The following is a 24,460-nucleotide window of genomic DNA, read 5'->3' on the forward strand; positions in this document are numbered from 1 at the left end:
AAGTTGGCTGACATGCAGGATAATAAAACGCAATCTGACACCACTTTTACGCTCAACAATCTCTCCTTTCGCGTACCCGGGCGCACCTTGCTGCATCCGCTCTCTTTGACATTCCCTGCCGGTAAAGTCACTGGCCTGATTGGTCACAACGGTTCCGGTAAATCGACTTTGCTTAAGATGCTGGGCCGCCATCAGCCGCCTTCGGAAGGCGATATTCTGCTTGATGACCAACCGCTGGAGAGCTGGAGCAGTAAAGCCTTTGCCCGCAAAGTCGCGTATTTGCCGCAGCAGCTGCCGCAGGCGGAGGGGATGACGGTGCGTGAACTGGTAGCGATTGGGCGTTATCCGTGGCACGGGGCGCTTGGGCGTTTCGGTATCGCTGACAGAGAAAAAGTGGAAGAGGCGATTTCGCTGGTGGGATTAAAACCACTGGCACACCGTCTGGTGGATAGCCTGTCCGGGGGCGAACGTCAGCGCGCGTGGATTGCGATGCTGGTGGCGCAGGACAGCCGCTGTCTGCTGCTGGATGAACCCACCTCTGCGCTGGATATTGCCCATCAGGTTGACGTTCTGGCGCTGGTGCATCGCTTAAGCCAGCAGCGTGGGTTGACGGTGATTGCGGTTCTGCACGATATCAACATGGCCGCGCGTTATTGTGACTACCTCGTCGCGCTGCGTGGCGGGGAAATGATTGCGCAGGGCACACCACCCGAACTGATGCGCAGCGAAACGCTGGAACACATTTACGGAATTCCAATGGGTATTCTGCCTCACCCGGCCGGGGCATCACCGGTGAGCTTTGTATTCTGATGCTGGATTCAATGCAAATGAGCCGCCGTCGCCTGCTGACGGCAATGGCGCTATCACCGTTGTTATTAAAAATGAATACGGCGCATGCCGCTGCCGTCGATCCGCACCGTATCGTGGCTCTTGAGTGGCTGCCAGTCGAGCTGATGATGGCGCTCGGCGTCACGCCTTATGGCGTGGCGGACATTCCAAACTATAACCTCTGGGTGAACGAGCCGAAGCTGCCGGACTCGGTGATCGACGTCGGCCTGCGGACTGAGCCAAACCTTGAACTGCTCACTCAGATGAAGCCGTCATTTCTGTTCTGGTCTGCGGGGTACGGTCCGTCAGAAGAGACAATGGCGCGTATTGCGCCCGGTCGAGGTTTCTCCTTCAGTGACGGTAAAAAACCGCTGACCATGGCGAGACACTCTATTAACGAGATGGCGCATATCCTCAACCGTGAGGCGGAGGCTAAAAAGCATCTCGACGAATTCGACGCCCTGATTGATTCCCTGAAGCCGCGCTTTGCCCATCGGGGCGATCGCCCGCTGTTGATGATGACGTTACTGGATGCCCGCCATATGCTGGTCTTTGGCAAAAACTGTCTGTTCCAGGACGTGCTCGACAGTGTTGGTATTCGCAATGCCTGGGAAGGTGAGATGAACTTCTGGGGCAGTACGACCGTAGGTATTGACCGCCTGGCGGCATTTCGTGATGTCGACGTGCTGTGTTTCGACCACGGTAACGAACGTGGCATGCAAACGCTGATGGCCACTCCGCTCTGGCAGGCGATGCCGTTCGTGCGTGAGCAGCGTTTCCAGCGCGTGCCAGCGGTATGGTTCTACGGCGCGACGCTGTCGGCCATGCATTTTGCCCGCGTGCTGGATAATGCGCTGGGAGGTAAAGCATGAGTACGCGTATTGCACGCTTCCCGGCACTGCTGTTGTCCTTACTCTTCCTTGCTGCGCTGGTATTAACCTGGTTCAACCTGTCGACGGCATTACCGCGCGGGGAGTGGGGCGCCGCGCTGACAGCCCCGGATATCAACAACATTCAGCAGATGGTGTTCCACTACAGCCTGCTACCGCGTCTGGCGATTTCGCTGCTGGTCGGGGCCGGGTTAGGCCTGGTGGGCGTTTTGTTCCAGCAGGTACTGCGTAACCCTCTGGCAGAGCCGACGACGCTGGGTGTTGCAACAGGTGCGCAGCTTGGGATCACCATTACCACGCTGTGGGCGCTGCCCGGCGCGTTAACCACGCAGTTTGCGGCTCTCGCGGGGGCATGTGTGGTGGGGGCGCTGGTCTTTGGCGTGGCCTGGGGTAAACGCCTGTCCCCCGTGACGCTAATCCTGGCCGGGCTGGTGGTCAGTCTCTATTGTGGCGCGATTAATCAACTGCTGGTGCTGTTCCATCACGATCAGCTGCAAAGCATGTTCCTGTGGAGTACCGGAACCCTTACCCAGACTGACTGGAGTGGTGTTGAGCGTCTGTGGCCGCAGCTAATTGGCGGTGTACTGCTGACCTTGCTGCTCCTGCGTCCGTTAACGTTAATGGGGCTGGATGATGGTGTGGCGCGTAACCTGGGGCTGGCGCTGTCGCTGGCTCGTCTGGCGGCGCTGACGCTGGCAATTGTATTGAGCGCTTTGCTGGTAAACGCCGTTGGCATCATCGGGTTTATTGGCCTCTTTGCACCACTGCTGGCAAAAATGCTCGGCGCACGGCGTCTTCTGGCGCGCCTGATGCTTGCCCCACTGATTGGCGCGCTGATCCTCTGGCTTTCCGATCAGATCATTCTCTGGCTGGCGCATGTCTGGAGGGAAGTGTCGACGGGCTCGGTGACCGCGCTTATAGGTGCGCCGCTGCTGCTGTGGCTACTCCCGCGTCTGCGCAGTATTAGCGCGCCGGCGATGGATGTTGGCGATAAGGTTCATGCTGAACGTCAGTCAGTGCTGTGGTTTAGCCTTGCCGGTCTGGCGGTGCTGATTATTGCTTTGTTTGCCGCATTCGCTTTTGGGCGTGATGCGGCGGGCTGGCACTGGGCAACGGGCGATTTATTCCATGAACTGCTGCAGTGGCGCTGGCCGCGGGTGCTTTCCGCGTTAATTGCCGGGGTCATGTTGGCCGTCGCGGGCTGTATTATCCAGCGCCTGACCGGCAATCCGATGGCCAGCCCGGAAGTGCTGGGGACTAGCTCTGGCGCGGCGTTCGGCGTGGTGCTGATGTTGTTCCTCGTGCCGGGAAATGCATTCGGCTGGTTGATGCCTGCGGGAAGTATTGGTGCGGCGGTGACGCTGTTAATCATCCTGATTGCTTCTGGTCGCGGCGGTTTTTCCCCGCACAGAATGCTGCTGGCCGGGATGGCGCTCAGCACGGCATTTACCATGTTGCTGATGCTGCTTCAGGCGAGTGGCGATCCGCGTATGGCGAAGATCCTGACCTGGATTTCCGGCTCAACGTACAGTGCTACCGGCAGCCAGGTTGTTTACACCGGGATCGTGATGATCGTGTTGCTGGCGGTTGTGCCGCTGTGTCGTCGCTGGATGACCATCCTGCCGCTGGGGGGCGAAACCGCACGTGCGGTCGGGTTAGCGCTAACGCCAACGCGCGTGGCGCTTCTTCTGCTGGCTGCGTGTCTGACGGCGACGGCCACCATGACGATAGGACCGCTAAGCTTTGTGGGGTTGATGGCTCCGCATATCGCCAGAATGATGGGTTTTCGCCGGACCATGCCGCATATTGTGATGTCGGCGCTAACGGGCGGGATAATGCTGGTGTTTGCGGACTGGTGCGGAAGAATGGTGCTGTTTCCCTATCAGGTCCCGGCAGGTCTGCTGTCGACCTTTATTGGCGCGCCGTACTTTATTTATCTGTTAAGAAAGCAGAGCAGGTAGGCCGGGTAAGCGTTAGCGCCACCCGGCAATGCCCTTAGAGCTTCGCGAACACCTTACGCGCCGCGTCGATGGTGTTATTGATATCGTCTTCGCTGTGCGCCACGGACATAAAGCCTGCTTCGAACGCTGACGGAGCCAGGTATACCCCTTCTTCCAGCATCAGGTGGAAGAAGCGCTTGAAGCGCTCGACGTCACATTTCACCACATCCTGATAGCAGGTGACGGTTTTCGCGTCGGTGAAGAAAATTCCGAACATCCCACCCACATGGTTCACCACCAGCGGGATACCCGCTTCTTCGGCGGCTTCCAGCAGACCGTTTGCCAGCTGAGTGGTGAGGTCAGTCAGGGTCTCATGAATACCTGGCTGAGCCACCTCGGTCAGGCAGGCGAAGCCCGCAGCCATCGCGATCGGGTTACCGGAGAGCGTACCCGCCTGGTAAACCGGGCCTGTTGGTGCCAGGGCTTCCATCACATCCTTACGGCCACCGAATGCACCGACTGGCATACCGCCGCCGATGATTTTGCCGAGGCAGGTCAGATCAGGCTCAACGCCATAATAGGACTGGGCACCCGCCAGCGCTACGCGGAAGCCGGTCATCACTTCGTCAATGATCAGCAGCGCGCCGAATTCATCACACAGTGCGCGCAGGCCCGGCAGGAAATCAGGTTGCGGTGGGATGCAGTTCATGTTGCCCGCAACGGGCTCAACGATAATGCAGGCGATCTCCTGTGGATATTGCTCGAACGCTGCGCGAACGGTATCCAGATCGTTATAGGTACAGGTTAGCGTGTGCTTTGCGAAATCAGCCGGTACACCCGGAGAGTTTGGCTGGCCGAGGGTCAGCGCGCCGGAGCCCGCTTTTACCAGCAAGCAGTCCGCGTGGCCGTGGTAGCAGCCTTCAAACTTGATGATTTTGTCGCGGCCAGTAAAACCACGCGCCAGACGGATGGCGCTCATGGTGGCTTCGGTACCGGAGTTCACCATGCGCACCATGTCCATGGTGGGCACCAGTTCAGTCACCAGCTCCGCCATTTTCACTTCCATCTCGGTTGGCGCGCCGAAGCTCAGGCCACGCTGAGCCGCTTCAATCACCGCGTTACGAATAGCAGGGTGGTTATGCCCCAGTACCATCGGTCCCCAGGAACCGACATAATCAATGTAGGCTTTGCCATCGACATCATACAGATACGCGCCGTCAGCACGTTCGATAAACAGCGGCGTGCCGCCAACGCCGGTAAAGGCGCGTACAGGTGAGTTCACGCCACCCGGAATAAGCTCGCGGGCTGCACTGTAGAGGTTTTCAGACTTGCTCATGGCGTCGTTCCTGGTTCGTATAAAATGATTAAGCACACTATTCTAAGTGATCCGCGGAAGGTAATGAAATTTTTGCCTCTTTCATTCCTAAACAATTGTTAAGTATTTTTCACGGGATGACATGGCGCACTCTGGTAGAATCCCTGGGGCTATTTGTATGACGATAAGAAACGGTAATGAAAGCAGACATCCCCACTTTTGAAGAACAACAGTTCAGACGCATACAGCACCGTATTAGCATTCGGCGTTTGCTCAATCGCGATAAAACCCCGCTGGCTATTCTGCTGGCTGCGGCCGTGGTCGGTACAGTCGCCGGGCTGGTGGGTGTACTATTTGAAAAAGCGGTCAATGCGGTACTGAACTGGCGAGTTGGCACCGTAGCCGGTTTCGCCGATAGTCGGTGGCTGGTTTGGGTATGGGCGTTCGGACTGTCGGCGCTGTTTGCCATGGTGGGTTACTTTCTGGTGCGCAAATTTGCTCCTGAAGCTGGCGGCTCAGGGATCCCGGAAATTGAAGGTGCGCTGGAAGAGTTACGCCCGGTGCGCTGGTGGCGCGTCATCCCGGTAAAATTTATCGGGGGTATGGGAACGCTCGGGGCGGGCATGGTTCTGGGGCGAGAAGGGCCAACCGTACAACTGGGCGGGAACGTCGGCCGCATGGTGGGCGATCTGTTTCGGATGCGTAGCGCCGAAGCGCGCCATACGCTGCTGGCAACCGGCGCGGCGGCGGGGCTTTCGGCAGCGTTTAACGCGCCGCTGGCGGGGATCCTGTTTATCATCGAAGAGATGCGCGCGCAGTTTCGCTACAACCTGATTTCGATTAAAGCGGTGTTTACTGGCGTCATTATGTCGAGCATCGTTTTTCGCATCTTCAATGGCGAGGGCGCGGTCATTGAGGTAGGTAAACTGACCAACGCGCCGGTTAATACCCTGTGGCTTTACCTGATCCTCGGCATGATTTTCGGCGTGGTGGGACCGCTGTTTAACACCTTTATCCTCCGTGCTCAGGATATGTTCCAGCGCATTCACGGCGGAAATACCACCAAATGGGTGCTGATGGGCGGCCTGCTGGGTGGAATGTGTGGCGTACTCGGGTTTATTGAACCCAATGCCGCCGGCGGCGGCTTCGGGCTGATTCCCATCGCGGCGGCAGGGAATTTCAGCGTGGGTCTGCTGCTGTTTATGTTTATTTCTAGAGTCATCACGACGGTGCTGTGCTTCTCGTCCGGCGCACCCGGCGGGATTTTCGCGCCAATGCTGGCACTGGGCACGCTGCTGGGAACCGCGTTTGGAATGGCGGCTGAAGCGGGTTTCCCGGCTTATCATCTGGATGCCGGGACGTTTGCGGTGGCCGGAATGGGTGCGCTGCTGGCCGCATCCCTGCGCGCGCCGTTGACCGGCATCGTGCTGGTGCTGGAAATGACGGATAATTACCAGCTCATTTTGCCAATGATCATTACCTGCCTCGGCGCGACACTATTAGCCCAATTCCTGGGTGGAAAACCGCTATACTCCACCATCCTGGCGCGTACCCTGGCAAAACAAGAGGCTGAACGGGCGGCCATGCAGAATACTTGAATGAAATACCAGGGTATTAGATAATGACATAAAGAATTGGGTGAATTTTGCCCAATAGCAGTATTCATGGGAGCATAAGATGAGTGATGACGTAGCGCTGCCGCTGGAATTTACCGAAGCAGCAGCCAACAAAGTGAAAACCCTGATTGCCGATGAAGACAATCCGGATCTGAAACTGCGTGTCTATATTACCGGTGGCGGCTGCAGCGGCTTCCAGTATGGTTTTACCTTTGACGACCAGGTTAACGATGGCGATATGACTATCGAGAAGCAGGGCGTTGCGCTGGTGGTTGACCCGATGAGCCTGCAATATCTGGTAGGCGGTTCGGTGGATTACACTGAAGGTCTGGAAGGTTCACGCTTTGTTGTGACCAACCCGAATGCAACCAGCACCTGCGGATGTGGTTCGTCGTTCAGCATCTGATGACCAAAAACGGTAACCTGACGGTTACCGTTTTGCTTTTATCTTCCATTATCATCCAGCGCAAACGTCGGCAGCTTCAGATGCCAACGTATCGCCGCTAAACGTATTCCCAACGTCACCACCATGCCCAGCATGGCAGCGTTTTCCAGCGGAACAGCAAAGGTGTAGTACGCCGTGGCGTGAACAATCCCGCCAATAATGCAGGCCGTAGCATAGATCTCGGTACGCAGAATCATCGGCACTTCACGCGCCAGAATATCGCGAATGATCCCGCCGCCGACGCCGGTTAAGACCCCCATGCAGATTGCCACCATCGGGCCTGTTCCCGCATTGAAGGCTTTATTGACCCCAATACCCACAAACACGGCCAGGCCGACGGCGTCCAGCACCGGAAGTATCCATTTTGGTAATCTGCGGGGCTGACGCACCAGGACGATGGTTAACAGGCAGGTAACCATCGCCACCACCAGGTCGGTGGGATCTTTTACCCAAAACACGGGGCCATTCGCCAGCGCCATATCGCGGATAGTCCCGCCGCCAACGGCGGTCACAACGCCCAGTACCAGCACGCCAAACGGATCCATGCGTAGTTTCCCGGCCAGCAGAACACCGGAGATAGCAAAAACGGCTGTGCCAAGAATATCCAGCCAATAGACGAGCATCGTTAAATCCTCGAACAGGGTCTTATGTTAGTGACTCTCTGCCAGCGCGGCACAGAGCTGTTTTGCGGCGAGGATAATACGCGGGCTGGCGCGTTCAAACCAGTCACTGTTGAGTGGGATCACCGGAATTTTTAGCTGGTTTCGCCAGAATTGTTCAATTTTAGGAATCTCGCTCGCATTTCCGACCACGACAATGGCCTGTGGCTGGCGTGCCAGTACCTGTTCTCGGCTGACCTGAGGCCACGGTACCCGGCTGGCAGCAAAGATATTTTCACCGCCGCAAACTTCCAGCACCTGATTCTGAATTGAGCCTTTACCGGTGGTGAACAGCGGCTGGCTACCAAACTGCAGGAAGATGCGCTTTTTAACTGGAGTGTCGTATCGCGATTTTAGCGCGGCATAGTCGCTGAGCATCTGTTTCGCCGCGCTCTCGGCTTTTTTGGGCGTTGGGCTATAAGGGGCGAGAGAGCGTAGTGCCTGAGCGACTTGTTCAATGCTCACGGCATCAATCCATGTTACGTTGATCCCAAGCGAGGTGAGCTGGTTGACCTGCCGCTCGGCATTACCGCCACGCCACGCCAGCACCAGATCCGGTTTAAGTGCGACGATGCGCTCAAGGTTCATTCCCTGCCAGGTCGCAACCTGTTCAATACCTGCCGCTTGCGGGGGGTAATCTGAAAAGCTACTTACGCCAACGGGCGTGATCCCGGCGGCAAACGCCAGTTCGGTGTTGGCGGGAGAGAGTGTAATCACGCGCGGCACAGCATAGAGCCATACCGGCGTAAGCAGAAGCAGGGCGGCCAGCGCCCTGACGGTATGTTTAGCCACGTGCCAGTTTCTGCACCAGGCGTTCCACCATCACGGTGGACTGTTTTGCCGCAACGGTCAGGAACTCGTCGAAGCTGATGTGAGACTGCTGATCTGCAACGTCAGAGATAGCGCGAACTACCACAAACGGTACGTTGAAGTTATGGCAGACGTGAGCGATCGCGGTTGCTTCCATCTCAACGGCAACGGCCTGTGGGAAATTATGACGGATTTTTGCCAGGCCTACAGAACCATTGATGAAGGCATCACCGCTCACAATCAGACCACGCACAGCGTTGAGGTTCAGCTCGGCAATGCAGGTTTCTGCCGCCGCAATCAGTTTATCGTCAGCTTTAAACCCTGCCGGGCAACCCGGGAGCTGGCCGTACTCATAGCCGAACGCGGTGACGTCAGCATCGTGGTAACGTGCTTCGTCGGAGACGACGATATCACCTACTTTCAGCGACGGTGCCAGACCGCCCGCAGAGCCAGTGTTAACGATCACGTCTGGCTTGCAGCGCTCAAGCAACAGGGTTGCACCCAGTGCAGCAGCCACTTTACCGATGCCTGATTTCAGCAGAGCCACGTCAACACCGTTCAGTTGGCCGGTGTAGATCTCACAACCCCCCAGAGAGAGCGTCTGACGGTTCTCAATTTTGTCACGCAGCAGCGTAACTTCTTCTTCCATTGCACCAATAATGCCGATTTTCATAGATTTACTCGCGATGTGCCTTGTTAAGATGCATAGTCTATCATGGGCTTTAGTGGAAGCGCATTTCTCACGCGGGGGAGCACATGGCGCAGATCGATTTTCGCACCAAAATTAACTGGCACCGACGTTTCCGTTCGCCGCAGGGCGACAAGACCGAACATGAGATCCTGCGTATCTTCGAAAGCGATCGCGGGCGGATCATTAACTCGCCCGCCATCCGTCGTCTGCAGCAAAAGACTCAGGTATTTCCGCTTGAACGTAACGCTGCAGTGCGCACGCGCTTAACCCACTCAATGGAAGTGCAGCAGGTTGGCCGTTACATTGCCAAAGAGATTTTGAGCCGTCTCAAAGAGCAACGTTTGCTGGAAACCTATGGGCTGGACGAACTGACAGGCCCCTTTGAGAGCATCGTTGAGATGGCCTGCCTGATGCATGACATCGGCAACCCGCCGTTTGGTCACTTTGGTGAAGCGGCAATCAATGACTGGTTTAAACAACGACTTTACCCTTCGGATGCGGTAAGCCAGCCGCTTAGTGATGACCGCTGCATCGTACGCGATTTATGCCTGCGCGAAGGCGAAGAGGGGCTGAACGATCTGCGTCGCAAAGTGCGCCAGGATCTGTGTCACTTCGAAGGTAATGCGCAGGGGATCAGACTGGTCCATTCCCTGATGCGTATGAACCTGACCTGGGCACAGGTCGGCTGTATCCTGAAATATACGCGTCCTGCCTGGTGGATGGGAGAGACGCCTGCATCCCACAGCTATTTGATGAAAAAGCCGGGCTATTACCTTTCTGAAGAAGCATATATTGAACGGCTACGTAAAGAACTCTCATTGACGCCAAACGGCCGTTTTCCATTAACCTGGATTATGGAAGCCGCAGACGATATTTCCTATTGTGTTGCCGACCTTGAAGATGCCGTTGAGAAAAGAATATTCAGCGTCGAGGAGCTTTATCAGCATCTTTATACTGCCTGGGGAAAGCATGAAAAAGGGTCGTTGTTTGCTCAGGTTGTCGAAAACGCCTGGGAGAAATCGCGCTCAAATACGTTAAGCCGCAGCACGGAAGATCAGTTCTTTATGTATTTACGGGTCAATACACTAAATAAACTGGTGCCGTATGCCGCGTCGCGTTTTATTGATAATTTGCCACTAATTTTCAGCGGGGAATTCAATCACGCGCTGCTGGAAGATGACAGCAGTTTCAGTCAACTCCTTGAGCTTTATAAGCATGTGGCAATGCGACATGTATTTAGCCATCCGGATGTCGAACAGCTAGAGCTACAGGGATACAGGGTGATCAGTGGGTTACTGGAAATTTACTCTCCATTGCTTCAGTTATCGGTCGATGAGTTCAGTGAACTGGTGGAAAAAGAACGCGTGCGTGGAATACCCATCGAATCCCGCCTTTATCAGAAACTCTCAACCCGTCATCGGCTGGCGTATGTTGAAGCGGTCGGTAAGCTGGATCGCCATTCTCCCCAATGGCCAGTGATGGAATATTATTATCGCTGTCGTCTTATCCAGGACTATATCAGCGGTATGACAGATTTGTATGCCTGGGATGAATACCGCAAGCTCATGGCTGTGGAATAAACGCTGAGTTTTGTAAAGACGGCCAATAAATTTTTACCTTTTCCATAAACTTATCGCCGGAACTAAGCGGTATAAAACGAATCTGAGTTACACAGCAATTATGCGTTACCTGTAAATCGAGATTGAGAAACATGAAAAAAACCACATTAGCAATGAGTGCACTGGCTCTGAGTTTAGGTTTAGCGCTGTCTCCTCTGACGGCTACGGCAGCCGAGACCGCGTCGTCGTCAGCAACCGCGCAGCAGATGCCAAGCCTGGCACCGATGCTCGAAAAAGTGATGCCATCGGTGGTGAGTATTAACGTTGAGGGCAGCACGACCGTCAACACGCCGCGTATGCCGCGTAACTTCCAGCAGTTCTTTGGTGACAACTCACCATTCTGCCAGGACGGTTCGCCATTCCAGAGCTCTCCGTTCTGTCAGGGCGGTGGCGCTGGGGATGACAGCCAGGGCGGCGGCCAGCAGCAGAAATTCATGGCGCTTGGTTCTGGGGTGATTATTGATGCGGCGAAAGGCTACGTGGTGACGAACAACCACGTTGTTGATAACGCCAGCACCATTAAAGTTCAGCTGAGCGACGGCCGTAAATTCGATGCAAAAGTCGTGGGTAAAGATCCGCGCTCTGATATCGCGCTGATCCAGATTCAGGATCCGAAAAACCTGACGGCGATTAAAATTGCCGACTCCGACGCGCTGCGCGTGGGTGACTACACTGTGGCGATCGGTAACCCGTTCGGTCTGGGTGAAACCGTCACCTCGGGTATCGTCTCCGCTCTTGGTCGCAGCGGTCTGAATGCGGAAAACTACGAAAACTTCATCCAGACGGATGCGGCGATCAACCGCGGTAACTCCGGCGGTGCGCTGGTTAACCTGAACGGTGAACTGATCGGGATCAACACCGCGATCCTGGCGCCGGACGGTGGCAACATCGGTATCGGCTTTGCTATTCCAAGTAACATGGTGAAAAACCTGACAGCGCAGATGGTGCAGTACGGCCAGGTGAAACGCGGTGAGCTCGGTATCCTCGGTACGGAACTGAACTCCGAACTGGCTAAGGCGATGAAAGTTGACGCTCAGCGTGGGGCATTCGTCAGCCAGGTGATGCCGAACTCCTCTGCGGCAAAAGCGGGTATTAAAGCGGGGGATGTGATCACCTCTCTGAACGGTAAACCGATCAGCAGCTTTGCCGCCCTGCGTGCGGAAGTGGGCTCTATGCCGATTGGCAGCAAAGTGACCCTTGGCCTGCTGCGTGACGGTAAGCCGGTTAATGTGAGCCTGGAACTTCAGCAGAGCAGCCAGAATCAGGTGGATTCCAGCACCATCTTCAGCGGTATTGAAGGTGCCGAGATGAGCAATAAAGGTGCGGATAAAGGTGTGGTGGTGAACAACGTGAAAGCGAATTCACCGGCTGCACGTATCGGCCTGAAAAAAGGTGATGTCATCATGGGTGCTAACCAGCAGCCGGTGAAAAACATTGCTGAACTGCGCAAAATTCTCGACAGCAAGCCTTCCGTGCTGGCGCTGAATATCCAGCGTGGGGATACCTCTCTCTACCTGCTGATGCAGTAATCCTCTAAAGCCCCTGTACGCAGGGGCTTTCTCGTTTCTGTGACTCTTACCACAACTCCATATATCTTCCTCTCTCTTTGTGCATTCGCACAATGCAGCCGCCGCTGAACTTCCCTATGCTTGAGCTCTGCTCAGAGGAGGGTTACATGGCTGGCTGGCACCTTGATACCAAAATGGCGCAGGATATTGTGGCGCGCACCATGCGAATCATTGATACCAATATCAACGTAATGGATGCTCGTGGGCGCATTATTGGTAGCGGCGATCGTGAGCGTATTGGTGAATTGCACGAAGGTGCGTTGCTGGTGCTCTCCCAGGGGCGGGTCGTGGATATCGACGATGCGGTAGCGAAACACCTGCACGGCGTCCGTCAGGGCATTAATTTGCCGCTGCGCCTTGAAGGCGAGATTGTGGGAGTAATAGGCCTGACCGGCGAGCCGGAGTCCCTGCGTAAATACGGCGAGCTGGTCTGCATGACGGCAGAGATGATGCTGGAACAGTCGCGCCTGATGCACCTGCTCGCCCAGGACAGCCGCCTGCGTGAAGAGCTGGTGATGAATCTGATCCAGGCGGAAGAACATACGCCGGCACTGAGCGAATGGGCGCAGCGTCTGGGGATTGATCTGAACCAGCCGCGTGTGGTGGCAGTGATTGAGGTCGATAGCGGCCAGCTTGGGGTCGACAGTGCGATGGTTGAGCTGCAGCAGCTACAAAATGCGCTGGCGACGCCGGAGCGCGATAACCTGGTGGCAATCGTATCTCTGACGGAAATGGTGGTACTCAAACCGGCGCTCAATGCTTTCGGCCGCTGGGATGCGGACGATCATCGTCGTCGCGTGGAGCTGCTGATCTCCCGGATGAAGGAAAATGGTCAACTGCGTTTTCGCGTTGCGCTGGGCAATTACTTTACCGGACCGGGCAGCATTGCCCGCTCCTGGCGTACTGCACGCACCACCATGATGGTGGGCAAGCAGCGGATGCCGGAAAGCCGCAGTTATTTTTATCAGGATCTGATGCTGCCGGTGCTGCTCGACAGCCTGCGCGGGGGCTGGCAGGCTAATGAGCTGGCACGGCCATTAGCGCGCCTGAAGGCCATGGACAACAATGGCTTACTGCGCCGGACGCTACAGGCGTGGTTTCGTCATAACGTGCAGCCGCTGGCGACCTCGAAAGCGCTGTTTATTCATCGCAATACTCTTGAATACCGGCTTAACCGGATTTCGGAGCTGACGGGGCTGGATTTGGGGAGTTTTGACGACAGACTGCTACTGTATGTGGCGCTGCAACTGGATGAGCAGAGATAAGAGTTTCACCCTCTCCCTGTGGGAGAGGGCTGGGGTGAGGGCAACAGGCCGCACCTGAATTATTTATTCCGCGTTAATTTCTCAAGATCCGCTTCAATCTCGCTGATCTTATTCGTCACAACGCTTTCAAGGTGACGCAAATCGTCGAGGATCTTACGCTTGAGATCGACTTCAGTGCGGTCGCGCTGGCAGATCTGATCGAGTTCATCGATCACGTAGCGCAGGTTAGGGCTGATTTCCTGAACTTCTTTGTACCCTTGTCCTACACCGTCAGCGACGACGGTTTTACGCTGGCGTGGATATTTAAACTTTACGCTCTTGGCGAAAAACTCTCCTTTGTCCTTGTGAAAATAGATTTTCAGAATATCGTTATTGGCTTCCTGACGGAGGCTGTAACGATCAATTTCATCAGGATTGGTAATGCCCAGACTTTTCAGATTATCGTACATAGCGGTACCCTTGATCTCAACATAACCTTTGAATAATTAACGAAAAAATCTATTTTCGCCACCCTCAGATATAAAAAAAGCGGGGTTGCCCCCGCTTTTTGTTATACCCGATTAATCGATGGTGCGCAGCAGTTCGTTGATGCCAACTTTGCCACGAGTTTTCGCATCGACTTTCTTCACGATAACCGCACAGTACAGGCTGTATTTGCCATCTTTTGACGGCAGGTTGCCGGAAACCACCACGGAGCCCGCCGGAACGCGACCGTAATGCACTTCGCCGGTTTCACGGTCGTAGATACGGGTGCTTTGGCCGATGTAAACGCCCATGGAGATCACAGAGCCTTCTTCCACGATCACACCTTCAACCACTTCTGAGCGCGCGCCGATGAAGCAGTTGTCTTCGATGATGGTTGGGTTAGCCTGCAGTGGCTCCAGGACGCCACCGATACCGACGCCGCCGGACAGGTGAACGTTCTTACCGATCTGCGCGCAGGAGCCAACGGTAGCCCAGGTATCCACCATGGTACCTTCGTCAACGTAGGCACCGATGTTCACGTAGGATGGCATCAGCACGGTGTTGCGCGCGATAAAAGCACCCTGACGAACTGCCGCTGGTGGAACCACGCGGAAACCTTCTTTCTGGAAACGCGCTTCGTCATAGTCAGCGAATTTCATTGGCACTTTATCGAAGTAGCGGCTTTCTGCTCCGTCGATAACCTGGTTATCGTTGATACGGAAAGAGAGCAGCACGGCTTTCTTCAGCCATTGATGAGTGACCCACTGACCGTCGATTTTTTCTGCCACACGCAATGCGCCGGAATCCAGCAGGGAAATAACCTGGTTTACCGCTTCACGGGTCACGGTATCCACATTGGCCGGGGTGATCTCGGCGCGACGCTCAAAAGCGGACTCAATAACGTTCTGTAACTGCTGCATTGTTTACTCTTTCCATTTCACTAAAAAACACGTCACCCTTTATCGTTTGGATTGAGGGCTGCTGTCAACCGTTGTTGCACTTCAAGTTGCAGGTCATTATTAAGGGCACGCCGGTCTGCGGTGGCGATTATAAATAAATCTTCTACTCGCTCGCCAATGGTTGTAATTCTGGCCCCGTGAAGCGAAATTCCCAGATCGGCAAAAACCTGGCCGACACGGGCGAGCAGCCCTGGCTGGTCGAGCGCAATCAGCTCCAGGAACGATTTACGGTCGGTGTGGGTCGGCAGAAAATTGACTTCGGTATCGACGGTAAAGTGGCGTAATTTTGCAGGCTGACGACGCGGCTGCGGAGGTTGCCAGCTGCGCTGGGTGATGGCCTGTTCCAGACCGAAGCGTATTCCTTCGTGCCTGTCCGACGACAGCGGGCTGCCGTCCGGTTCCAGCACAATGAAGGTATCCATCGCCATGCCGTCGCGGGTGGTAAAAATCTGCGCGTCGTGAACGCTCAGATTACGCCTGTCCAGTTCGGCGCAGACGGCGGCAAACAGATAAGGTCGGTCCGGGCTCCAGATGAAAATCTCCGTGCCACCGCGCGTGGCTTGCGGGCTGAGGAGGATCATTGGCTGCGACAAATCATGTTGCAGCAGATGCCGCGCATGCCAGGCAAGCTGATTTGGGCTGTGGCGAACAAAATAGTTAGCACGACAGCGCGCCCAGATCTGATGCAGTGCTTCTTCATCAATGTTATCCATCCGCAGCAGAGCCAGTGCCTGCAACTGGTGGTGGCGCACACGCTCGCGCATGTCCGGGGTATTTTGCATCCCGCGGCGCAGCTGTTTTTCGGTGGCAAAGTACAGCTCGCGAAGCAGGCTTTGCTTCCAGCTGTTCCACAACGTCTCGTTGGTGGCACAAATATCCGCCACCGTCAGGCAGACCAGATAACGCAGACGGTTTTCCGTTTGCACCTCTTCCGCGAACTGCTTGATCACTTCAGGATCCTGAATATCTCGACGCTGCGCGGTGACCGACATCAGCAGATGATGGCGTACCAGCCAGGCGACCAGCTGTGTTTCACGTGAGTTCAGACCGTGCAGTTCAGCAAATTTGAGCACGTCCTGGGCACCCAGCACCGAATGGTCACCGCCGCGACCTTTGGCGATATCGTGGAACAGGGCAGCAATCAGGATCAATTCCGGATGAGTAAGGCGCGGCCACAATTCCACGCACAACGGATGGCGAGATCGCGTCTCTTCGCTGGCAAAGCTCTCCAGCTTGAGCATCACGCGGATCGTGTGTTCATCTACCGTGTAGGCGTGGAACAGATCAAACTGCATCTGCCCGACAATGTGTGACCACTGCGGCATATAGGCCCACAGCACGCTGTGGCGGTGCATCGGCAGCAAGCCGCGGCTGACGGCACCCGGGTGGCGGAGCATGCTCAGGAACAGCGAACGCGCTTCCGGGATATAGCACAGCGGCTGCGTCAAATGGCGGCGCGCATGGCGCAGATGGCGCAGAGTGGTGGAGTAGATCCCGGTGATCGCGCTGTTACGCACCATGGTGTAAAACATGCGCAGGATCGCTTCCGGTTCGCGGATAAATAACGTTTCGTCGCGCAGGTCGATAAGGGTGCCGCGCAGCTGGAACTCGTCGTCGATAGGGCGGGGCTTTTCATCTGCCGTCAGGGCCAGAATTGCCTCATCGAATAGCTGCAACAGCATCTGGTTCAGTTCGGTAACGCGGCGGGTGACGCGGAAGAAATCCTTCATCATGTGTTCAACCGGCTCGTTGCCTTCGCCCTGGTAATTCAGACGCTGAGCTACGCTGAGCTGACGGTCAAACAGCAAGCGGTTATCGTAGCGATTAAGCTCCAGATGCAGGGCAAAGCGAATGCGCCACAGCAGGTGCAGACACTCATTTAATTCGTTACGCTCGGCTTCGGTTAAAAAGCCAAAGCCCACCATCTCATCCAGCGAGGTCGCGCCGAAGTGGCGACGGGCCACCCACTGCAGGGTGTGGATGTCGCGCAGACCGCCGGGGCTGCTTTTGATATCAGGCTCCAGATTATAGCTGGTGCCGTGGTAGCGCTGGTGGCGCTGGTTTTGTTCCTCAACCTTCGCGGCGAAGAACTTTTCTGACGGCCAGAAACCGTCACTGAAAATATGTTTTTGTAGCTCCAGGAACAGCGCCACGTCGCCTATCAGCAGGCGGGTTTCAATCAGGTTGGTGGCGACGGTCAGGTCAGATAACCCTTCCAGCAGGCACTCTTCAAGAGTGCGTACGCTGTGGCCGACTTCCAGCTTCACATCCCAGAGCAGGGTCAGCAGTTCGCCAATTTTTTGAGCCTGTTCGTCCGGCAGTTTTTTGCGACTTAAGATCAGTAAATCAATGTCGGAAAGCGGATGCAGCTCACCGCGGCCATAGCCCCCAACGGCAACCAGTGCAATGTCACTGATTTGCCCAAAACCGTAATCGATCCACAGGCGCTGCAGCAACTGGTCGATAAATTCGGTGCGCGCTTCAATGAGCTGCTCGGCTGATACGCCTGCGTCGAACGCACTACCCAGCCAGCGATGGAAAACATCCATATGGGCTTTAATATGCGCGCAGGTCAGCTCGTGCGACGGCCATACGCCCGGGTTATCGGGCTGATCGGGGAGGGTGGGAAGTGCTGTGTTAGCATACTGTTCGGGTAAAAGATTACTCATCGTGCGCCACCCATAAGAAAAAGCTATAGCCATTAAAAAAGCCGGCATTTGCCGGCTTTTTTATCATTCATCGTGCGTCAGTATCGCCGGGATAGTGTCATCCTTGCGCAACGTCATAATTTCGCAGCCGTTGTCTGTTACCACAATAGTATGCTCGTACTGCGCAGACAAGCTTCTGTCTTTGGTTTTCACCGTCCAGCCATCTTTCATGGTGCGGATGCGGTAGTCACCGGCGTTGACCATCGGCTCGATGGTGAAGGTCATGCCTTTTTGCAGCACTACGCCGCCATCATCTGCATCATAGTGCAGAACCTGCGGTTCTTCGTGGAACACACGGCCAATGCCGTGACCGCAGTATTCGCGAACGACGGAGAACCCTTCCGCTTCCACGAACTTCTGAATCGCGGCACCAATGGTACGCAGGCGAATACCCGGTTTAACCATTTTCAGCGCCAGGTAGAGGCTCTCTTGCGTCACTTTACACAGACGCTCGCCCAAAATGGTTGGCTTGCCAACGATGAACATCTTAGAGGTGTCACCGTGGTAGTCATCTTTAATGACCGTCACGTCGATGTTGACGATGTCGCCATCTTTGAGCAGTTTTTCGTTGTCCGGAATACCGTGGCAAACCACTTCATTAATAGAAATGCAGACGGATTTCGGGAAACCGTGGTAGCCGAGGCAGGCGGATACCGCATGCTGCTCGTTCACAATATAGTCGTTACAGATGCGGTCCAGTTCACCGGTGCTGACGCCCGGCTTCACGAACGGCTCGATCATTTCCAGCACTTCCGCGGCCAGACGACCGGCGACGCGCATCTTTTCAATTTCTTCAGGTGTCTTAATAGAGATAGCCATGTAATCTGTCCATCGGTGTCGATTTTTTCGACAATACTAGTCTAAGTGTCGCCAATGGTATCAGTCAGGCACACCTCGTGCCAAATTGAGAATCATTAACAGCACACTCCGCCAACAACTGTTGGTTTCTGGTCGTGTTTTGTGGTATAAAGCGCGCCGGACTTCCGATCCATCTCAGATACACAAGCTGGACGGAAGCGACAAATCTCACTTTGTGTAACAACACACACGTATCGGCACATATTCCGGGGTGCCCTTCGGGGTCGGTAATATGGGATACGTGGAGGCATAACCCCAACTTTCAATATAGAGGTTTTAAACATGGCAACTGTTTCCATGCGCGACATGCTCAAGGCTGGTGTTCACTTTGGTCACCAGACCCGTTACTGGAACCCGAAAATGAAGCCTTTCATCTTCGGCGCACGTAACAAAGTTCACATCATCAACCTTGAGAAAACTGTACCAATGTTCAACGAAGCCCTGGCTGAGCTGAACAAGATCTCTTCCCGTAAAGGTAAGATTCTGTTCGTTGGTACTAAGCGCGCTGCAAGCGAAGCTGTGAAAGATGCTGCTAACAGCTGCGACCAGTTCTTCGTGAACCATCGCTGGTTGGGCGGCATGCTGACTAACTGGAAAACTGTTCGTCAGTCAATCAAACGCCTGAAAGATCTGGAAACCCAGTCTCAGGACGGTACTTTCGACAAGCTGACTAAGAAAGAAGCGCTGATGCGCACTCGTGAGCTGGACAAGCTGGAAAACAGCCTGGGCGGTATCAAAGATATGGGCGGCCTGCCAGACGCGCTGTTCGTAATCGATGCAGACCACGAGCACATCGCAATCAAAGAAGCTAACAACCTGGGTATCCCGGTATTCGCTATCGTTGATACCAACTCCGATCCGGACGGTGTTGACTTCGTTATCCCGGGTAACGACGACGCAATCCGTGCTGTTAGCCTGTACCTGAGCGCTGTAGCTGCTACCGTTCGTGAAGGCCGTTCCCAGGATCTGGCTTCTCAGGCGGAAGAAAGCTTCGTAGAAGCTGAATAATAAGGTTTCACCCCTTATTAGTACCGTGTATGAATAGGGGCCCATTATCGGCCCCTTTTTTCAATTTACACTGTTTGGCCGCAGGCCGGGCAGTTCACATCTCCCGAGGATTTAAGAATGGCTGAAATTACCGCATCCCTGGTAAAAGAGCTGCGCGAGCGTACTGGCGCAGGCATGATGGATTGCAAAAAAGCGCTGACTGAAGCGAACGGCGACATCGAGCTGGCAATCGAAAACATGCGTAAATCCGGTGCGATCAAAGCAGCTAAAAAAGCAGGCAACGTTGCTGCTGACGGCGTGATCATCACTAAAATCGACGGCACTTACGGCATCATTCTGGAAGTTAACTGCCAGACTGACTTCGTTGCTAAAGATGGTGGTTTCCAGGCATTTGCTAACAAAGTTCTGGACGCTGCAGTTGCTGGCAAAATCACTGACGTTGAAGTTCTGAAAGCACAGTTCGAAGAAGAACGTGTTGCGCTGGTTGCTAAAATCGGTGAGAACATCAACATCCGTCGTGTTGCTTCTCTGGAAGGTGACGTTCTGGGCTCTTACCAGCACGGTGCGCGTATCGGCGTTCTGGTTGCTGCTAAAGGTGCTGACGAAGAGCTGGTTAAACAGCTGGCTATGCACATCGCTGCAAGCAAACCAGAATTCGTTAAGCCAGAAGACGTGTCTGCTGAAGTGGTAGAGAAAGAGTACCAGGTTCAGCTGGACATCGCGATGCAGTCTGGTAAACCAAAAGAAATCGCAGAGAAAATGGTTGAAGGCCGCATGAAGAAATTCACCGGCGAAGTTTCTCTGACTGGCCAGCCATTCGTAATGGATCCAAGCAAGTCTGTTGCTCAGCTGCTGAAAGAGCACAACGCTGACGTAACTGGCTTCATCCGCTTCGAAGTGGGCGAAGGCATCGAGAAAGTTGAGACTGACTTCGCAGCAGAAGTTGCTGCAATGTCCAAGCAGTCTTAATGATTGAAAAGGAGCCGCCTGAGGGCGGCTTCTTTTTGTCACCCGTCACAGAAAATCAGACAGGCTCCAGTATCACTGTGCTGATTTGCGGCATATCATGTCGCCAGAATTAACCCCCATCTTAATCGTTGACAGTCTCAGGAAAGAAACATGGCTACCAATGCAAAACCCGTGTACAAACGCATTCTGCTTAAGCTGAGTGGCGAAGCACTGCAGGGATCGGAAGGCTTCGGTATTGACGCAAGCATCCTTGATCGCATGGCACAGGAAATCAAAGAACTGGTCGAACTGGGTATCCAGGTTGGCGTGGTCATTGGCGGTGGCAACCTTTTCCGTGGTGCTGGTCTGGCGAAAGCGGGGATGAACCGCGTTGTGGGCGACCACATGGGTATGCTGGCAACCGTCATGAATGGCCTGGCAATGCGTGATGCACTGCATCGCGCCTATGTGAATGCCCGCCTGATGTCCGCGATTCCACTGAATGGCGTATGCGATAATTACAGCTGGGCAGAAGCGATTAGCCTGCTGCGCAACAACCGCGTGGTGATCCTCTCCGCCGGTACGGGTAACCCGTTCTTTACAACCGATTCCGCTGCCTGCCTGCGCGGTATCGAGATCGAAGCCGATGTGGTACTGAAAGCGACCAAAGTTGACGGCGTGTTTACTGCCGACCCGGCAAAAGATCCTTCTGCCACCATGTACGATCAGCTGAGCTACAGCGAAGTGCTGGATAAAGAGCTGAAAGTGATGGATCTTGCCGCCTTCACGCTGGCTCGCGACCACAAACTGCCGATCCGTGTCTTCAACATGAACAAGCCAGGCGCACTGCGTCGCGTGGTCATGGGTGAAAAAGAAGGCACTTTGATCACGGAATAATTTCCGTTGACGCTAAATACAGGTAAGATTCCGCTTTATTTTGTAGTGGTATCTTACCCGGGCGCGCCTTTGGCGTTGTCATGAATTAAACGCGACTATACTTAGCACACCTGTAGCGCTGTGCTGGCGGATAGTCTGCCTGAGACAAGTTTTCAAGGATTCGTAACGTGATTAACGACATCAGAAAAGATGCTGAAGTACGCATGGAAAAATGCGTAGAAGCGTTCAAAACCCAAATCAGCAAAATCCGTACTGGCCGTGCTTCCCCAAGCCTGCTGGATGGCATCATCGTAGAATACTACGGTACGCCAACCCCTCTGCGTCAGCTGGCAAGCGTGACGGTTGAAGATACCCGTACGCTGAAAATCAACGTATTCGATCGTTCTATGGGCCCGGCCGTTGAGAAAGCGATCATGGCGTCTGACCTCGGTCTGAACCCAAGCTCTGCGGGCGCTGATATCCGCGTTCCACTGCCTCCGCTGACGGAAGAGCGTCGTAAAGACCTGATCAAAGTCGTTCGTGGCGAAGCTGAGCAGGGTCGCGTTTCCGTTCGTAACGTACGTCGCGACGCGAACGATAAAGTCAAAGCGCTGCTGAAAGAAAAAGAGATCAGTGAAGATGACGATCGTCGTTCACAGGACGATGTTCAGAAAATGACTGATGCTGCCATCAAGAAAATTGATGCGGCGCTGGCAGATAAAGAAGCGGAACTGATGCAGTTCTGATTTCTGTCGTACACTGATAAACGCCGTTCAGAGGGACTTCGGGTCTTGCTGGCGGCGTTTTGCTTTTATCTGGTCTAACTTTTCGGGCATCTCATGAAGCATTTAACACTCCTCGGCTCAACCGGCTCTATCGGTTGCAGTACTCTCGACGTCGTTCGCCATAATCCTGAACTTTATAGCGTGACAGCGCTGGTGGCCGGTAAGAATGTGCAGCGAATGGTCGAGCAGTGCCTGGAGTTTTCACCCCGCTATGCAGTGATGGATGACGAAGAGAGTGCGCGTCTACTGAAAGTGCAACTGCGTGAAAAGGGCTGTCGAACCGAGGTTCTGAGTGGACAACAGGCAGCTTGTGAGATGGCTGCGCTGGATGAGGTTGACCAGGTTATGGCGGCCATCGTCGGAGCGGCTGGGCTGTTGCCAACACTTGCCGCAATTGATGCCGGTAAGGATGTTCTGCTAGCCAATAAAGAGTCTCTGGTTACCTGCGGACGCTTGTTTATGGAAGCGGTGAAGCAGCGCGGGGCGCGTCTTTTACCGGTCGATAGCGAGCACAACGCGATTTTTCAGAGTTTACCGCAACCTTTTCAACAGAACCTGGGGTACGCTGACCTCGAGCAGAATGGTGTGGTGTCTATTCTGCTTACCGGGTCTGGTGGCCCGTTCCGCGAAACGCCACTGTCTGAACTGAGCGCAATGACGCCGGATCAGGCGTGCCGTCATCCGAACTGGTCAATGGGGCGTAAAATCTCCGTTGACTCTGCCACCATGATGAATAAAGGTCTGGAATACATTGAAGCGCGCTGGCTGTTTAATGCGTCTGCGAAACAGATGGAAGTACTGATCCACCCGCAATCGGTGATTCACTCGATGGTGCGCTATCAGGATGGCAGTGTGCTGGCACAGTTGGGCGAGCCGGATATGCGTACGCCAATTGCCCATTCCATGGCGTGGCCAAATCGAGTGAAATCTGGCGTGAAGCCGCTTGATTTCTGCAAGTTAAGTTCTCTGACATTTAGCGAACCGGATTACGATCGCTATCCGTGTCTGAAGCTTGCGATGCATGCCTTTGACCAGGGGCAGGCGGCGACGACGGCACTGAATGCAGCTAATGAAATTACCGTTGAAGCATTTTTGAATCAGCAGATCCGCTTTACCGATATTGCAGCGTTGAATTTATCGGTACTGGAAATGATGGATTTGCGTGAACCACAAAGTGTGGACGAGGTGCTGGCGGTAGATACAGCGGCTCGTGATATTGCGCGTAAACAGGTGACACGTCCCGCAAGCTGGTGATAAAGCAAGCACTAGTCGTCGTGCTATTTGTTAGCGTTGGGCTTCAGTGATATAGTCTGCGCCACCTGATCGCAGGTATTTGACTTAATGTGGTCAGGTAAGCCGTGGTTTGACACGGCTTTTTTATGTATAGGCTTCAGTATTCCTGAGTACCGTTAAATCCTTTTCAGGGACAAAAAACGCGTTATGTTGTCTGCGAATCAACCAATAAGCGAAAACTTGCCAGCTCATGGCTGTCGTCATGTAGCAATCATTATGGATGGCAATGGCCGCTGGGCGAAAAGACAAGGGAAGATACGAGCCTTTGGGCATAAAGCTGGGGCGAAATCTGTTCGCCGCGCCGTTTCTTTTGCCGCCAATAACGGCATTGATGCGTTAACGCTCTATGCTTTTAGCAGTGAAAACTGGAATCGACCTCCGCAGGAAGTGACCGCGTTGATGGAATTGTTTGTGTGGGCGCTCGACAGCGAAGTAAAAAGCCTGCACCGCCACAACGTCCGCCTGCGTATCATTGGCGATACCAGTCGTTTTAACTCACGTTTGCAGGAACGGATTCGTAAAGCAGAAGCGCTGACTGAGAATAATACGGGTCTGACGCTCAATATTGCGGCGAATTACGGCGGACGCTGGGATATTATCCAGGGCGTTCGGCATCTTGCCGAACAGGTTCAGGAAGGGCTGTTGAGACCCGACCAAATTGATGAAGAGGCGCTGAACAAGCAAATCTGCATGAATGAACAGGCACCTGTGGATTTGGTAATTAGGACAGGGGGGGAACATCGCATAAGTAACTTTTTGATATGGCAAATTGCCTATGCCGAACTTTACTTTACGGATGTTCTTTGGCCCGATTTTGATGAACAAGACTTTGAAGGTGCGCTGCATGCCTTTGCCAATCGAGAGCGTCGTTTCGGCGGCACCGAGCCTGGTGGCGACAAAGCCTGATGGGGGTA

General features: G+C 54.4%; 22 protein-coding genes. 14 read left to right on the forward strand and 8 right to left on the reverse strand.

Annotated features, from left to right (window positions below):
* Window positions 1-12 precede the first annotated feature (12 nt).
* From fhuC to fhuB, 3 genes are read left to right on the forward strand one after another with little or no spacing between them, the layout of a single operon-like run.
* Window positions 13-810, forward strand: coding sequence for a Fe3+-hydroxamate ABC transporter ATP-binding protein FhuC (gene fhuC, locus AAHF05_RS03905; RefSeq protein WP_129323906.1), 798 nt, complete (start codon window positions 13-15; stop codon window positions 808-810).
* Complete coding sequence (gene fhuD / locus AAHF05_RS03910) at window positions 810-1,700, forward strand: Fe(3+)-hydroxamate ABC transporter substrate-binding protein FhuD (RefSeq protein WP_129323905.1); 891 nt, start codon at window positions 810-812, stop codon at window positions 1,698-1,700. Before fhuC ends, fhuD begins: the two co-directional genes overlap by 1 nt.
* Window positions 1,697-3,679: a Fe(3+)-hydroxamate ABC transporter permease FhuB gene (gene fhuB / locus AAHF05_RS03915; RefSeq protein WP_129323904.1), complete on the forward strand. Its 1,983-nt coding sequence runs from the start codon at window positions 1,697-1,699 to the stop codon at window positions 3,677-3,679. Before fhuD ends, fhuB begins: the two co-directional genes overlap by 4 nt.
* Before the next feature lie 34 nt (window positions 3,680-3,713).
* Here the strand turns inward: fhuB and hemL are convergent, their stop codons facing one another.
* A complete protein-coding gene (gene hemL, locus AAHF05_RS03920; protein WP_128348530.1) occupies window positions 3,714-4,994 on the reverse strand; it encodes a glutamate-1-semialdehyde 2,1-aminomutase in 1,281 nt (426 codons plus the stop codon).
* 176 nt (window positions 4,995-5,170) lie between these two features.
* Here hemL and clcA point away from each other — a divergent pair, with 176 nt between their 5' ends.
* The gene (clcA, locus tag AAHF05_RS03925) at window positions 5,171-6,571 is read left to right on the forward strand and encodes a H(+)/Cl(-) exchange transporter ClcA (protein WP_129323903.1); all 1,401 of its coding nucleotides are present in this window, start codon (window positions 5,171-5,173) and stop codon (window positions 6,569-6,571) included.
* A 79-nt stretch (window positions 6,572-6,650) separates the two neighbouring features.
* Window positions 6,651-6,995: an iron-sulfur cluster insertion protein ErpA gene (gene erpA, locus AAHF05_RS03930; protein WP_013095643.1), complete on the forward strand. Its 345-nt coding sequence runs from the start codon at window positions 6,651-6,653 to the stop codon at window positions 6,993-6,995.
* 38 nt (window positions 6,996-7,033) lie between these two features.
* On the opposite strand, the gene AAHF05_RS03935 is transcribed toward erpA, so the two are convergent.
* The 3 genes from AAHF05_RS03935 to mtnN are packed head-to-tail and all read right to left on the reverse strand — an operon-like array spanning window position 7,034 to window position 9,176.
* Window positions 7,034-7,657, reverse strand: a complete 624-nt coding sequence (locus tag AAHF05_RS03935) for a TRIC cation channel family protein (RefSeq protein WP_028018308.1) — start codon at window positions 7,655-7,657, stop codon at window positions 7,034-7,036.
* A 27-nt stretch (window positions 7,658-7,684) separates the two neighbouring features.
* A complete protein-coding gene (gene btuF / locus AAHF05_RS03940; RefSeq protein WP_129323902.1) occupies window positions 7,685-8,485 on the reverse strand; it encodes a vitamin B12 ABC transporter substrate-binding protein BtuF in 801 nt (266 codons plus the stop codon).
* A complete protein-coding gene (gene mtnN, locus AAHF05_RS03945) occupies window positions 8,478-9,176 on the reverse strand; it encodes a 5'-methylthioadenosine/S-adenosylhomocysteine nucleosidase (RefSeq protein WP_028018306.1) in 699 nt (232 codons plus the stop codon). The genes btuF and mtnN overlap by 8 nt, the downstream gene beginning before the upstream one ends.
* A gap of 83 nt (window positions 9,177-9,259) precedes the next feature.
* On the opposite strand from mtnN, the gene dgt reads away from it, so the two are divergent.
* The 3 genes from dgt to AAHF05_RS03960 all read left to right on the forward strand — a co-directional run bounded on the left by dgt (window position 9,260) and on the right by AAHF05_RS03960 (window position 13,646).
* Window positions 9,260-10,774, forward strand: coding sequence for a dGTPase (dgt, locus tag AAHF05_RS03950; RefSeq protein ID WP_129323901.1), 1,515 nt, complete (start codon window positions 9,260-9,262; stop codon window positions 10,772-10,774).
* Between the two features lie 131 nt (window positions 10,775-10,905).
* Window positions 10,906-12,342 (forward strand): serine endoprotease DegP, encoded by a 1,437-nt coding sequence (degP, locus tag AAHF05_RS03955; RefSeq protein WP_032666893.1) that lies wholly within the window; start codon window positions 10,906-10,908, stop codon window positions 12,340-12,342.
* Window positions 12,343-12,488: 146 nt separating this feature from the next.
* A complete protein-coding gene (locus AAHF05_RS03960; RefSeq protein ID WP_028018303.1) occupies window positions 12,489-13,646 on the forward strand; it encodes a CdaR family transcriptional regulator in 1,158 nt (385 codons plus the stop codon).
* Between the two features lie 59 nt (window positions 13,647-13,705).
* Here AAHF05_RS03960 and AAHF05_RS03965 read toward each other — a convergent pair whose 3' ends face one another.
* The 4 genes from AAHF05_RS03965 to map form a co-directional block, all read right to left on the reverse strand.
* Window positions 13,706-14,095 carry a DUF3461 family protein gene (locus tag AAHF05_RS03965; protein WP_008501916.1) on the reverse strand — a complete coding sequence of 130 codons (390 nt, stop codon included), beginning with the start codon at window positions 14,093-14,095 and terminating at the stop codon, window positions 13,706-13,708.
* A 111-nt stretch (window positions 14,096-14,206) separates the two neighbouring features.
* Entirely contained in the window at window positions 14,207-15,031 is an 825-nt protein-coding gene (dapD, locus tag AAHF05_RS03970) for a 2,3,4,5-tetrahydropyridine-2,6-dicarboxylate N-succinyltransferase (RefSeq protein WP_008501915.1), read from the reverse strand.
* A gap of 32 nt (window positions 15,032-15,063) precedes the next feature.
* Window positions 15,064-17,739, reverse strand: a complete 2,676-nt coding sequence (glnD, locus tag AAHF05_RS03975; RefSeq protein WP_129323900.1) for a bifunctional uridylyltransferase/uridylyl-removing protein GlnD — start codon at window positions 17,737-17,739, stop codon at window positions 15,064-15,066.
* A 63-nt stretch (window positions 17,740-17,802) separates the two neighbouring features.
* Window positions 17,803-18,597: a type I methionyl aminopeptidase gene (gene map / locus AAHF05_RS03980; RefSeq protein WP_028018301.1), complete on the reverse strand. Its 795-nt coding sequence runs from the start codon at window positions 18,595-18,597 to the stop codon at window positions 17,803-17,805.
* A gap of 321 nt (window positions 18,598-18,918) precedes the next feature.
* Here map and rpsB point away from each other — a divergent pair, with 321 nt between their 5' ends.
* The 6 genes from rpsB (at window position 18,919) to ispU (ending at window position 24,452) form a co-directional block, all read left to right on the forward strand.
* Window positions 18,919-19,644, forward strand: coding sequence for a 30S ribosomal protein S2 (gene rpsB, locus AAHF05_RS03985; RefSeq protein WP_003856207.1), 726 nt, complete (start codon window positions 18,919-18,921; stop codon window positions 19,642-19,644).
* Between the two features lie 117 nt (window positions 19,645-19,761).
* Window positions 19,762-20,613, forward strand: coding sequence for a translation elongation factor Ts (gene tsf / locus AAHF05_RS03990; protein ID WP_014830708.1), 852 nt, complete (start codon window positions 19,762-19,764; stop codon window positions 20,611-20,613).
* A 150-nt stretch (window positions 20,614-20,763) separates the two neighbouring features.
* Window positions 20,764-21,489: a UMP kinase gene (gene pyrH, locus AAHF05_RS03995; RefSeq protein ID WP_008501910.1), complete on the forward strand. Its 726-nt coding sequence runs from the start codon at window positions 20,764-20,766 to the stop codon at window positions 21,487-21,489.
* 167 nt (window positions 21,490-21,656) lie between these two features.
* Complete coding sequence (frr, locus tag AAHF05_RS04000) at window positions 21,657-22,214, forward strand: ribosome recycling factor (RefSeq protein ID WP_028018300.1); 558 nt, start codon at window positions 21,657-21,659, stop codon at window positions 22,212-22,214.
* 93 nt (window positions 22,215-22,307) lie between these two features.
* Window positions 22,308-23,507, forward strand: a complete 1,200-nt coding sequence (gene ispC / locus AAHF05_RS04005) for a 1-deoxy-D-xylulose-5-phosphate reductoisomerase (RefSeq protein WP_129323899.1) — start codon at window positions 22,308-22,310, stop codon at window positions 23,505-23,507.
* 186 nt (window positions 23,508-23,693) lie between these two features.
* The gene (gene ispU / locus AAHF05_RS04010; RefSeq protein ID WP_028018298.1) at window positions 23,694-24,452 is read left to right on the forward strand and encodes a (2E,6E)-farnesyl-diphosphate-specific ditrans,polycis-undecaprenyl-diphosphate synthase; all 759 of its coding nucleotides are present in this window, start codon (window positions 23,694-23,696) and stop codon (window positions 24,450-24,452) included.
* The last annotated feature ends 8 nt before the right edge of the window (window positions 24,453-24,460 follow it).

Origin of the sequence: Enterobacter adelaidei (assembly GCF_041937165.1) — a bacterium.
GTDB lineage: Bacteria > Pseudomonadota > Gammaproteobacteria > Enterobacterales > Enterobacteriaceae > Enterobacter > Enterobacter adelaidei.